A 12609-nucleotide genomic window follows, 5' to 3' on the forward strand; every position below is an offset into this window, starting at 1 on the left:
CAGCCAGAGCAGCAGCCAGAGCAGCAGCCAGAGCAGCAGCCAGAGCAGCAGCCAGAGCAGCAGCCAGAGCCTCCCTCCCCAGCCCGTCCGGCCCGAAGGCCTAGCCTTCGGTCATTCATCAGGTCGCGCAGCAGTGCCGCGCAAGCAGACCTTCTTCACCCCCTGCGCTGCGCGCAAGGGAGGGGGATCACGCGCGTGCCAGCTTGCGCAGGCGCTTGCGCTCCCTGCTGCGTGTGCGCCAGTTGCGCCAATGCTGCTGCAGGCAGGAGAAAATCACATACAGCGCCGGCGTGCTGAGCAGGGTCAGGCTCTGCGAGATCAGCAGGCCGCCGATCATCGCGATGCCCAGCGGGCGGCGCAGTTCGGAGCCTTCACCCAGGCCAATCGCCAGCGGTAGTGCCGCAAGAATGGCGACCATCGTGGTCATCATGATCGGACGGAAACGCACGATGCTGGCTTCGCGCACTGCTTCGGCCGGCGACTTGCCGTGCACGCGCTGCGCGACCAGGGCGAAGTCGATCATCATGATCGCGTTCTTCTTGACGATGCCGATCAGCAACACCAGCGCGATCATCGAGATGATCGACAGGTCGGTATTGGTGACCCACAGGGCCAGCAGCGCACCCATGCCCGCCGCTGGCAGCGTGGACAGGATGGTCACCGGATGCACCAGGTTCTCGTAGAGCATGCCGAGCACGATGTAGACCGTGGCGATGGCGGCGATGATCAGCATCAGCATCGCCACCGGGTCCATCGCCTGGCGGAAGCCGCCGGGCGCGGCCTGGCGGATGTCGCCGGGCATGCGCAGGCCTTCGATCACCGATTTGACGATGGCATCGCCCTCGCCGCTGCTTACGCCCGGTGCAAGGTTGTAGCTCAGGTCCATCACCGTGTACTGGTTCTGGTGGGTGACCTGCGACGGTGCCAAACCGGCTTCCTGATGGGCCAGTGCGGTCAGCGGAATCATCTGCCCGCTCTTGGACGGCACGTACAGGTCTTCAATCGCGGCCGGGCTGCCGGTCTGGCTGGGCAGTGCATTGACCACCACGCCATATTGGTTGAGGTCGGCATAGATGGTGGAGATCTGGCGCTGGCCGAAGGCGCCGTACAGCGCGCCGTCGATGGCACCAATGGTCACGCCAAGGCGCGAGGCCTTCTCGCGGTCGATGACGATCTTCTGCATCAGGCCGCCCTTGTCCACGTCGGAGCCGACATCGCGCAGTTGCGGATGTTGCTTCAGCGCGGTCACCAGCTTGGGCAGCCATTCGGCCAGCTGTTCGGCGTCGTTGCCCTGCAGGGTCACACGGTTCTGCGCGCCCTGTGAGCCGCCACCGCCGCCGTCGGAGGGAAGGTCCTGGATCGCGCGCAGACGCACATCCAGATCCGGGAACTGCGCTGCTTTGGCGCTGAGCCGGCTGACCACCACATTGGTGGGCTCCTTGCGGCCTTCTTTCTCGGTATGCAGCTCGATGTTGAACTGTGCGCTGCTGCCCTGGCGGCTTGAGCCCAGTCGCGAGCCAACCATCTTCACCGCCGGGTCGGCCAGGAAGGTATCGCTGAGCCGGCGTTGGCGTTCGGCCATTTCCTGGAACGAGACGGTGGCACTGGAGCTGGCGCGGCCCCAGATCAGGCCGGTGTCCTGCTCGGGGAACTGGCCCTTGCTGACCGAGCCCGCCAGGTAGAACGTCGCCACGATCAACAACAGCGGCGTCAGCGATAGCAGCAGGGCGTGGCGCAGCGAGAAGTCCAGTGCCACCGTATAGACCTTGAGCATGCCCTCATGCACGCGGTCCAGCATGCGATTGGTGCGGGTATCGCGTGCGCCTTCGGCATGTGGATGCAGGAAGCGTGCACACAGGGCCGGGGTCAGGGTGAGCGAGACCACCGCCGAGACCAGGATGGCCGCAACCAGGGTCAGGGTGAACTCGCGGAAGAACGCACCGATCATGCCCTGGGCGAAGATGATCGGCAGGAACACCGCGATCAGCGAGGCGGTGATCGAGACGATGGTGAAGCCGATCTCGCGCGCACCTGCCATCGCTGCTTCCCGTCGCGGCATGCCCTCGTCGAGATGGCGCATGACGTTCTCGATCACCACGATGGCGTCGTCGACGACGAAGCCGATGGCAATCACCAGCGCCAGCAGGGTGAGGTTGTTGAGGGTGAAGTCCAGCGCGTACATCACCAGCGCGGCACCGGCCAGCGACAGCGGGACGGTCACGGCGGCAATAAGCGTCGGTGCCAGCCGGCGCAGGAACAGCGCCATGGTCAGGATCACCATCAGCAGACTGATCATCAAGGTGATCTGCACTTCGGCCAGCGAGGCGCGGATGGTCGGGGTGCGGTCGAAGTACGGGGTCAGCGTGCTGCCTGCATCCAGATAGCCGGTGAGCGAGGGAATGGCTGCCTTTACCCGGTCGACGGTAGCGACCAGGTTGTCGCCGCTGCGCAGGTAGACATACATCAGCACCCCACGCTTGCCGTTGAACCACGCGGCTTGATATGCGTCCTGCTGGCCGTCGTAGACCGTGGCCACATCCTTCAAGCGCACCACCGCGCCATCGTGGGTGGAGATGGCGACGTTGGCGAAATCCGAAGCCTTGCGGATCTGGTCGTTGAGGATGATCGCGGTCTGGCTGCTGCCGTCGCTGAGGAAGCCCAGCGGCGAGGCGACGTTGGCCGCACGCATCGCGTTGCGCAGATCATCCGGGCTCAGGCCCAGTGCGGTCATCGCACGCAGGTTGAGGTCGACGCGCACTGCTGGCGTGGAAGCACCGGCGATATCCACCTGCGAGACGCCGGGCAGCTGGCGCAGGCGCTGCGCCAGCAGTGAGTCGGCGGTGTTGTACAGCTCGGCTACCGACTGCGTGTCCGAGGTCAACGCCAGCGCGATCACTGGATCGTCGTTGGGATTGGCTTTCTGGTACGTCGGCGTATTGATGCCGGCTGGCAGGTCGGCCATGGCCGCGTTGATCGCAGCCTGCACGTCCTGTGCGGCCGAATCGATATCGCGGCTGGTGTTGAACATCAGGAACACCATGCTGCGGCCATCGCTGCTGCTGGAACGCATGGTATCGATGCCCGGCACCTGGCCCAGGTGCCGCTCCAATGGCGCGGTGACCGTGGCCGCCATGGTGTTGGCGTCGGCACCGGTATTGGAGGCCTGCACGAAGATCACCGGGATGGCGAGGTTGGGCAGGGCGGCAACGCCCAGCCGCAGGTAGCAGACCAGTCCGGCGAAGAACAGGCCGATCGCCAGCAGGGTGATGCCGATCGGGCGCGAGATGAAAGGCGCGGAGATGTTCATCCGCGCTTACCGTGCCGTCTGCAGGCGGGCAGCGGCGCGTTGTTCGCGGCGCTTGGCCGCCCACTCGGACAGACGCTCGAAGTAGAGATAGATCACCGGCGTGGTGTACAGCGTGACCAGCTGCGACAGCAGCAGGCCGCCGACGATGGCCACACCCAGCGGCCGCCGCAGCTCCGAACCGATACCGGTGCCAAGGGCCAGCGGCAGGGCGCCAAGCATGGCCGCGGCGGTGGTCATCATGATCGGCCGGAAACGCAGCAGGCAGGCGCGGCGGATCGCGTCATAGGCATTGGCGCCGGAGCGCTGCGCGTCCAGCGCGAAGTCGATCATCATGATCGCGTTCTTCTTGACGATGCCGATCAGCAACACGATGCCGACGATGCCGTCCACCGACAGGCTCATGCCGCACAGGTACAGGGCCAGCAGTGCACCGACGCCGGCCGGTGGCAGGGTCGAGATGATGGTCAGCGGATGGATCCAGCTCTCGTACAGCACGCCGAGCACGATGTAGATCACCGCGATGGCGGCCAGCAGCAACAGGATCACGTCGGTCTGGCTGCTGGAGAACTCGGCGGCGGTGCCGACGAACTGCGCCTGCATCTGTGGTGGAAGTTCCAGCTCGGCCACTGCCTTGTTGATCGCATCCACGCCTTCGGACAAGGAGTAACCCGGCGCCAGGTTGAACGAGATCGTCGCCGATGGCAGCTGCTGCTGGTGGCTGACGATCAGCGGCGCGGTGCCGGGCTTGGCGCTGGCAATCGCCGACAGCGGGATGCTGCCGCCTGCGCCGAGTGCGATGCCGGTATTGGCACTGCCGATGCCGGTGGCGGTGGACGAGTTGCTTGAGGTCACCTGGCCCAGGGTGGTGGCATTGCTGCCGCTGAGCGTGCCGCTGCCGTTGCTGCCGATCGCCAGATGGTTCATCAGTGCGTCGCTGGTGCGGAACTCCGGTGCCACTTCCAGCACCACGCGGTACTGGTTGAGCTGGGTGAAGATGGTCGAGATCTGGCGCTGGCCGTAGGCGTCGTACAGCGTGTCGTCGATGGTCTGCATCGGCACGCCGTAGCGGCTGGCCTTGTCGCGGTCCACTTCCACATGTAGCGCACGGCCGTGGTTGGCCAGGTTGTCGTCGACGTCGGCCAGTTCCGGCAGCCGGCGCAAGGCATCGGTGACACGCTCGGTCTGCTTGGCCAGCTCGGCGCTGTCCATGTCCGACAGCGAGAACTGGTAGGCAGTGGCGGCCACGCGCGTATCCAGGGTCACGTCCTGCACCGGCTTCAGGTACAGCGCGACGCCGGGGATATGCGCGGCGGCGGCCTGCAGGCGCGGCAGGATCACATCCAGCCCATCACGATCACCACGGTCCTTGAGCACGATGCTCAGCTGGCCCTGGTTGAGGGTGGGGTTCATGCTGCCGGCGCCGATGTAGGCGGCGACACCGGTAACCGCTTCATCGTCCTGCAGCGTGGAGGCGACCGCCTGGGTGCGCTGCTGCATCTGCTCGAAGGCGACGTTCTGGTCGGCGATGACCACGCCGGTGATCATGCCGGTGTCCTGGTCGGGCAGCAGGCCCTTGGGGATCACCATGTACAGAAGCACGGTCAGCGCGACCGAGGCCAGGGCGATGCCCAGGGTCAGCGGCTGGTGGTGCAGCACCCAGTCCAAGGTGCGTTCGTAGACGCCAACCAGGCGCGACCAGGCGGTGACCTTGCCTTCCGCTGCGGCCCGCTCGTGGGCGTCGTCACCCTCGGGCAGTGCGTCCGGCTTCAGCAGGTAGGCGCACATCATCGGCGTCAGCGTCAGCGAGATCACCATCGAGATCGCCACCGCAATCGACAACACCCAGGCGAACTCATGGAACAGGCGACCGGTGACGCCCGGCATCAGGATCAGCGGCAGGAATACCGCGATCAAGGACACCGTCAACGACAGCACGGTGAAGCCGATTTCGCGGGAGCCGACTTCCGCCGCTTCCTGGCCGTCCTTGCCCTGTTCGATATAGCGCACGATGTTCTCGATCATCACGATCGCATCGTCGACCACGAAGCCGGTGGCCACGGTCAGCGCCATCAGCGACAGGTTGTCCAGCGACATGCCGGCGAAGGCCATCACCCCGAACGTGCCAAGCAGCGACAGCGGTACCGCCACCGAGGGGATCACCGTCGCCCACAGCCGACGCAGGAACACGAAGATCACCGCCACCACCAGGCAGATGGTGAGCACCAGGGTGAACTGCACGTCGTGCACCGAGGCGCGGATGGTGACGGTGCGGTCGGAAAACACATCGAGCTTTACGTCGGCCGGCAGCATGCCCTGCAGGTTGGGCAGGATCTGGCGGATGTTCTCCACCGTCTTGACGATGTTGGCACCGGGCTGGCGGCGTACTTCCAGCAGCACGGCCGGCTTGCCATCGGCCCAGGCGGCGAGCTGGTCGTTCTCCACCCCGTCGACCACTTTGGCGACGTCCCGCAGGCGCACCGGCGCGCCGTTCTGGTAGCGGATGATGATGTCGTTGTAGTCGGCCGCGTCGCTGAGCTGGTCGTTGGTGGACAGCGTATAGCTCTGCGTCTTGCCGTTGAGCGAGCCCTTGGGCGCGTTGACGTTGGCCTGGGTCAGCGCACTGCGCAGGTCTTCCAGGGTCATGCCCATGTTGGCCAGCTGCGCCGGGTTGACCTGGATGCGCACCGCCGGGCGCACATTGCCGGCGATGGAGACCAGACCGACGCCGTCGGTCTGCGACAGGCGTTGGGCGAGGATGGAGTCGGCGAGGTCGTTGACCTCACGCAGCGGGCGCGTGTCCGAGGCCAGCTTCAGGGTCAGGATCGGCGCATCGGCCGGATTCACCCGGTTGTAGACCGGCTGGTAGGGCAGCGAGCTGGGCAGGGTGGCCTGGCGGATGGCCGCCTGCACGTCCTGCGCGGCGGTATCCAGATCGCGTTCCATCGAGAACTGCAGCACGATGCTGGACAGGCCTGCCGACGAATCGGAGGTCATCATGTCCAGCCCGGAAATCTGCCCCAGCTGCCGCTCCAGCGGCGTGGTCACCAGCGAGGCCATGGTCTGCGCGCTGGCACCCGGGTACTGGGTGGTCACCACCAGACTGGGCGCTTCGATCTCGGGCAGGGCCGCAACCGGCAGGCGTTGGTAACCGAGGATGCCCAGCAGCATCAGCCCGATCATCAACAGGGAGGTGGCGATCGGGCGCCGGATGAAGATAGTCGAAAAGCCCACGGTCGGTTCCTGGTGCGGGGGAGGGGAGGCGGGTGCCGGCCAACGCCTCAGCGCGGCGGGCCACCCCGTCCACCACGGTTGCCCTTCTGGCTGGCCGCCTTGAGCTGTTCTTCAGTCGGTGCCGGCGGTGCCTGTCCCGGTGCGAGCGCGTTGACCTTGCTGCCTTCCTTCAAGCGGAACTGGCCTTCGGTGACGACCTTGTCGCCCGCCTGCAGGCCGCTGCTGATCACCACGTGGCTGTCGTCGACCTGGCCGCCCTGCACCACATTACGCAGGGTGACGGTGTTGTCGGGCTTGATCAGGTAGACGAAATCGCTGGTGCTGCTGCGCTGCACTGCTTCGGCCGGTACCACGATCGCGCCCGGCAGCACATTGAGCTTCATCTGCACGTTGACGAACTGGCCTGGCCACAGCGCATCGTTGGCATTGGGGAACTGGGCGCGCAGGCGGAAGGTGCCGCTGCTGCTGCTGATCTGGTTGTCCACCACCTGCAACACGCCGTCGGCATTGACCACGCTGCCGCCTTCGCGGTCCAGGGTGGCGGTCTGCAACGGGCCTGCGGCCTGTGCGCTGCGCACTGCGTCGAGCTGCTGCTCGGGCAGGTTGAACAGCACATAGGCCGGCTGCAGCTGGGTCACGGTGACGATCTGGCTGCCGGCGCTGACCACATTGCCCGGGTCGACCGCGCGGATGCCGGCGATGCCGTTGATCGGCGAGGTGATGCGGGTGTAGTCCAGCTGCACCTTGGCCTGCGCGGCCGATGCCTGCGAGGCGGCCACGGCGGCCTGGTACTGGGCGACCTGGTTGCGCAGCGTGGTCAGGTCGGTCTGCGCCACGAACTGGCGGTATTCCGGCGAGTTGGAGCGTGCGTAGTTGGACTGCGCGGTGGCCAGTAGCGCCTCGTTCTGGCGCTTGCTGGCGATGGCCTGGTCATACTGGGCCTGGAAGGTGCGCGGGTCGATCTGCGCCAGCAGGTCACCCTTCTTGACCGCCTGGCCTTCGCGGAAGTTGACGCTGAGCAGCTGACCGCCGACCTGCGGGCTGACCGTGACGGTGTTGAATGCGGTCACCGTGCCCTGTGCGGTCAGGTAGACCGGCACGTCCTTCTTCTCCGCGCTGACGGCGGTGACCGGCACGGGATCCTTGTCCTGCTGGCCCCTGCCTCCCTGGCTCATGCCAGACTGCGCAGCACCGGCCTTCTGCTTGCCGCCCCCCATCACCCGATAGCCGATACCGGCCACCAGCAGTACTGCAATGACCAGCAGTACGATCTTCCAGAAACGCGACATGCGAAAACTCCTGAGGAACCGATAGGGGGAGAACGATCAAGGCGCAGAGGATACCGCCGCGCCTGTGGTCTGGGAGGCATGACCGATGGGCCACGCATACAGACCCGTGCAGGTGATGAACGTTCCATCGCGGCATCGGTTGACCTGATGTTGTAGTGCCGAGCCATGCTCGGCTGGGGCCTTCCCAGCGTCGCATCAACCTGCAGGAATGCTGTGGGAGCGGCGTCAGCCGCGAAGCCGAAACATTGGGAGTCACCCATTGGTCTGTGATCTGGCGAACCATCAGCTTCGCGGCTGACGCCGCTCCTACAAGCTGACGGGTTGCGAGGAACGCCTTGCCGAGCATGGCTCGGCACTACATGGGGCCCTGCATGTTGGTGGGTTGCGAGGAACGCCCTGCCGAGCATGGCTCGGCACTACCGTGGATTGCTTACAGCGTGCCGGTTCCCTGGCGGCGGCCGCTTGGCCCATGATGGGCTTACATTCACCCGGTCCCCGATTGGAAGGAGAGTTGCTGATGGCCCGCAAGACTGTGTTGCTGTCTGCCTTGCTTTGCGCCCTTGCCCCGCTGGCGCAGGCCCAGGATGCCGCACAGCGGCCGGAGGTGGCGGCAGCCGCCAGTCGCCTGCAGCAGCAGGTGGTGGACTGGCGTCGCGACTTCCATGCCCATCCGGAACTCTCCAATCGCGAAGAACGCACCGCCGCCAAGGTCGCCGAGCGCCTGCGCGCGATGGGCCTGAACCCGAAGACCGGCGTGGCCGTGCACGGCGTGGTCGCCATCATCAAGGGCGGCCTGCCCGGCCCGAAGATCGCCTTGCGTGCCGACATGGACGCGCTGCCGGTCACCGAGCAGACCGGCCTGCCGTTCGCCTCCAAGGCCACCGCCGAGTACCGCGGCGAGCAGGTCGGTGTGATGCATGCCTGCGGCCATGACGCACACACCGCAACCCTGCTGGGCGTGGCCGACGCTTTGGTCGCGATGCGCGACAAGCTGCCCGGGGAAGTGATGCTGATCTTCCAGCCCGCCGAGGAAGGCGCACCACCGCCGGAGCAGGGCGGTGCCGACCTGATGCTGAAGGAAGGCCTGTTCAAGGACTTCAAGCCGGAGGCGGTGTTTGGCCTGCACGTGTTCTCCAGTGTGCAGGCGGGCCAGATCGCCGTGCGCGGTGGTCCGCTGATGGCCGCCTCCGACCGCTTCGGCATCACCGTCAACGGTCGCCAGACGCATGGCTCGGCGCCGTGGAACGGGGTTGACCCGATTGTTGCGGCCTCTGACCTGATTGGTACCGCGCAGACCATCGTCAGCCGTCGCGCCAACTTGTCCAAGCAGCCGGCTGTGCTTACCTTCGGCGCGATCAAGGGCGGCATCCGCTACAACATCATTCCCGACTCGGTGGAGATGGTCGGCACCATCCGCACCTTTGACCCGGACATGCGCAAGCAGATCTTCGCCGATCTGCGCAATGTCGCCGAACACACCGCTGCCGCCCACGGTGCCACCGCGGTCACCGACATCTACGAGAAGGACGGCAATCCGGCCACCGTCAACGATCCTGCACTGACCGCGCGCATGCTGCCCAGCCTGCAGGCGGTGGTGGGCAAGGCCAATGTCTATGAGCCGCCACTGCAGATGGGCTCGGAGGACTTCTCGCTGTACGCACAGCAGGTGCCGTCGATGTTCTTCTTCGTCGGCTCCACCGGTGCCGGTATCGATCCGGCCACCGCGCCCAGCAATCACTCGCCCAAGTTTCTGCTCGACGAGAAGGCGCTGGATGTAGGTCTGCGCGCGCTGTTGCAGGTGTCGCTGGATTACCTGCACGGTGACAAGGCGGGCTGAGTCCGGGTAGTGTCAGGGGCTTACCTACAAGGAAGAAGTAGCCCCATGAGTGCCAGCCTGGCCATGCTGCTGCAGTCGCAGCTCGACCCTCAGCTCACCGCCGACGCCCTGCTCGCGCAGATGCGCAACGATTGGCCCGACCTGGACCAGTCGCTGCTGCGGCTGGGCGAGGCCCCGTCTGCTGGCGATGAGGACACGAACGCCGATGGCGACGATGCGCCAATGCAATGCCTGGAGTACGCCGACTACCTGATTGCGTTGATGCCCATCCCGCTGCAGATCGGCGATGACATCGCGCAGATCTGCGCACACAGCCGGCTGTGGCCGGATGCGACGCCGGCGCCGGTGGAATACGCCGCGCACACCATCGTGACGGTGATGCGCTTCAGCGACGACGGCCAGGAACCCAATCTGGTCGCACAGGCAGCATTGCTCAGCCGTGTACTGGCCTCGGCCGTCGCCGTGTCCAACAGCATCCAGGCGGTCTACTTCGGTAGTGCCAATCATGTCGTGCTGCCGGGCCTGTTCCGCGAGCTGACCCAGGCCACCCTGCCCGAACCGCTGCCGATTGCCTGGGTGGCAATCAACGTGGGCGCGCGTCCGGATGGGGTGATGACCGGCCATACCCGTGGCATGGACATGCTGGGCCTGATGGACATCGAGATTCCCGAGACCGCCGACAGCGCCGAGGGCGTGTTCAGCCGGCTCACCGGCATCGTCGATTACCTGATCGAGAACGGCATGGTCATCAGTGATGGCGACACCCTTGGCGCGACCGAAGATGAACGCATCCGCGTGGTCTACGGTCCGTCAGCGCTGGACCCGGAGCGGGAGGTGATGCGGCTGGTCAGCGAGGAGATACCGCAGGCCAAGGCGGGCAAGTCCTGGTGGCAGCGGTTGCTGAACTGAAGCAGCAGGCTGCACCTGTCCTCATCGAAACGGCGCGCCGGTATATCCGGCGCTCAAGCTGGCGCAATTACAATGGCGCCGATGAACACTCCCCAAGATTCCAGCCTCGGCCGTGAGGTCGACTACCCCCGCCAGTACGACGCCAGTCTGCTGTTCCCGATCCCGCGCGCCGGCGCCCGTGCCGAGATCGGCCTGGGCAGCGAACTGCCGTTCGTCGGCGAGGACCGCTGGCATATCTATGAGCTGGGCTGGCTGGACGCGCGTGGCAAGCCCTGCGTGGAAACCGCCACCTTGTACGTGCCGGCGACCTCGCCGAACCTGATCGAATCCAAGTCGCTCAAGCTGTACCTGAACTCGCTCAACGGCGCGCGCTTCAATCGGGCCGAGGCGGTGCGTGAGCGCATTGTCACTGACCTGTCGACCTGTGCCGGTGCCGATGTACGGGTCGAATTCGGCCTGCCAGCGGTCGCGCGGGCGCCGGGCGAAAGCATCGATCATCTGGATGTCGCCATCGACAGCTATGGCCCACCGGATGCCAGCGTGCTGTCGGCGGATGCCGCTACCGTGGTGGACGAAACCCTGGTCTCGGCATTGCTCAAGTCCAATTGCCCGGTGACCGGTCAGCCAGACTGGGCCAGCGTCAGCATCCGTTACCACGGCCCGCGCATCGACCGCGAAGGGCTGCTGCGTTATCTGGTCAGCTACCGTGACCATGCCGAATTCCATGAACAATGCGTGGAGCGGATCTTCCTGGAGCTTGGTCAGCACTGCCAGCCCGGCATGCTGGAGGTCGAGGCTCGCTATACCCGCCGTGGCGGCCTGGACATCAACCCGCGTCGGGCCAGCCCCGGCATGGCTGCCAGCCTCCCGATCCGGGATCTGCGTCAATAAACATTCAGCTGCGTACGCTGGTTTTTACGTTGGCACGATGAAACCTTAACAGGCGTCGTGCAATCGTTGCTTCCCGTCAGTCACGGAGGAGCCGCCTGGATGAGCAGTACTGATAAGAAAGCCGATTTTTCCGATGTCACCGGTACCGTCACCAGCACCGAACAGGTGGTGCAGAAAGCCGATTTCTCCGATGTGACGGCGACCGTGACCAGTACCGAAGAGATCGTCGGGGAGCAGCAGTACACGGTGCAGAGTGGCGACAGCCTCTCCAAGATCGCCAAGAAGCTGCTTGGCGACGGCAACGCATGGAAGAAGATCTTCGATGCCAACCGTGATGTCCTCGATGACCCGGACAAGATCCGCCCGGGGCAGACGCTGAAGATTCCGGCGCGCCAAGGCTGATCCCTGCGCCAATACGTACGCACCTTCAAACCAGATTCGGAGCAATTCATGAAGAAGACGTCGCTTAGCAGTGCCCTGATGATCGCCGTGGTCGGTGCCGTGGCACTGGTTGGTTGCAAGAAGAAGGAAGAAGCTGCGCCGGCTCCGCCGCCGCCCGCTGCGACCGCCCCGGCTCCGATGGTCGAGTCGGCACCCGCTGCGCCGGTTCTTGCGGTGACCGCGGTGACTGTCGGTAATGCGGCAGCAGCCGATATGTCGGTGGCGCCGGTCGCGGTACTGGCAGCCAAGGACAAGATCATTGTTTCGGTCAAGACCAGCGGCACGGCCAGCAATGTGCCGGTGGCTGCCAAGTTGACCTACCAGGATGGACAGGTGGCCGGTGAGCAGAGCGCCACGCTCAATGCCACCGACACCGGCACCACCAACATCGAATTCACCAAGGCAACGCCGTGGCCGGCTGGCAAGTACACCGCTGACGTCACCGTTGATGGCAAGGCGGCCGGCATGCCGCAGCAGTTCGAGGTGAAGTGAGTAAGGCGTTAGCCGACGCAACTCTCTCCCGTCGGTGATACGCATGGGCGCAGCCATCAGGCTGCGCCTTTTTTTATCCGCTTGAACAGCAATTCGATTCACTGGAGCTTTGAGTCACGCCTAACCAGATGCCTGACTCTGGCATCGGATTGTTCTTGTAGGAGCGGCGTCAGCCGCGAAGCAGGGACATCATCAGGTGCATGGCTTTGAGG

The 12609-nt window shown here is 65.2% G+C and carries 8 protein-coding genes; 5 read left to right on the forward strand and 3 right to left on the reverse strand.

Annotated elements, in window-relative coordinates; translation table 11 throughout:
- Window positions 1–187: 187 nt before the first annotated feature.
- The 3 genes from AC1VXC_RS19960 to AC1VXC_RS19970 are packed head-to-tail and all read right to left on the reverse strand — an operon-like array spanning window position 188 to window position 7827.
- On the reverse strand, window positions 188–3307 hold the full coding sequence (locus tag AC1VXC_RS19960; protein ID WP_313174423.1) for an efflux RND transporter permease subunit: 3120 nt from the start codon (window positions 3305–3307) through the stop codon (window positions 188–190).
- Between the two features lie 6 nt (window positions 3308–3313).
- Entirely contained in the window at window positions 3314–6538 is a 3225-nt protein-coding gene (locus AC1VXC_RS19965; RefSeq protein WP_481539871.1) for an efflux RND transporter permease subunit, read from the reverse strand.
- A gap of 47 nt (window positions 6539–6585) precedes the next feature.
- Entirely contained in the window at window positions 6586–7827 is a 1242-nt protein-coding gene (locus AC1VXC_RS19970) for an efflux RND transporter periplasmic adaptor subunit (RefSeq protein ID WP_481539872.1), read from the reverse strand.
- Window positions 7828–8344: 517 nt separating this feature from the next.
- Here AC1VXC_RS19970 and AC1VXC_RS19975 point away from each other — a divergent pair.
- From AC1VXC_RS19975 to AC1VXC_RS19995, 5 genes are all read left to right on the forward strand, one after another.
- Window positions 8345–9664 (forward strand): amidohydrolase, encoded by a 1320-nt coding sequence (locus AC1VXC_RS19975; protein WP_313174427.1) that lies wholly within the window; start codon window positions 8345–8347, stop codon window positions 9662–9664.
- Window positions 9665–9709: 45 nt separating this feature from the next.
- Complete coding sequence (locus tag AC1VXC_RS19980; RefSeq protein ID WP_481528947.1) at window positions 9710–10573, forward strand: DUF4261 domain-containing protein; 864 nt, start codon at window positions 9710–9712, stop codon at window positions 10571–10573.
- 81 nt (window positions 10574–10654) lie between these two features.
- A complete protein-coding gene (gene queF, locus AC1VXC_RS19985; RefSeq protein ID WP_481528948.1) occupies window positions 10655–11464 on the forward strand; it encodes an NADPH-dependent 7-cyano-7-deazaguanine reductase QueF in 810 nt (269 codons plus the stop codon).
- Window positions 11465–11563: 99 nt separating this feature from the next.
- On the forward strand, window positions 11564–11866 hold the full coding sequence (locus AC1VXC_RS19990) for a LysM peptidoglycan-binding domain-containing protein (RefSeq protein ID WP_313174433.1): 303 nt from the start codon (window positions 11564–11566) through the stop codon (window positions 11864–11866).
- 48 nt (window positions 11867–11914) lie between these two features.
- Entirely contained in the window at window positions 11915–12397 is a 483-nt protein-coding gene (locus AC1VXC_RS19995) for a hypothetical protein (protein ID WP_313174434.1), read from the forward strand.
- Window positions 12398–12609 lie beyond the last annotated feature (212 nt).

Source organism: Stenotrophomonas sp. STEN033 (genome assembly GCF_056856655.1).

Bases quoted from the DNA above. Each gene is read 5' to 3' on its own strand.
- AC1VXC_RS19975 (WP_313174427.1), top strand. From the start codon at position 8,345: ATGGCCCGCAAGACTGTGTTGCTGTCTGCCTTGCTTTGCGCCCTTGCC.
- AC1VXC_RS19990 (WP_313174433.1), top strand. From the start codon at position 11,564: ATGAGCAGTACTGATAAGAAAGCCGATTTTTCCGATGTCACCGGTACC.
- AC1VXC_RS19995 (WP_313174434.1), top strand. From the start codon at position 11,915: ATGAAGAAGACGTCGCTTAGCAGTGCCCTGATGATCGCCGTGGTCGGT.
- AC1VXC_RS19970 (WP_481539872.1), bottom strand. From the start codon at position 7,827: ATGTCGCGTTTCTGGAAGATCGTACTGCTGGTCATTGCAGTACTGCTG.
- AC1VXC_RS19980 (WP_481528947.1), top strand. From the start codon at position 9,710: ATGAGTGCCAGCCTGGCCATGCTGCTGCAGTCGCAGCTCGACCCTCAG.
- AC1VXC_RS19960 (WP_313174423.1), bottom strand. From the start codon at position 3,307: ATGAACATCTCCGCGCCTTTCATCTCGCGCCCGATCGGCATCACCCTG.
- queF (WP_481528948.1), top strand. From the start codon at position 10,655: ATGAACACTCCCCAAGATTCCAGCCTCGGCCGTGAGGTCGACTACCCC.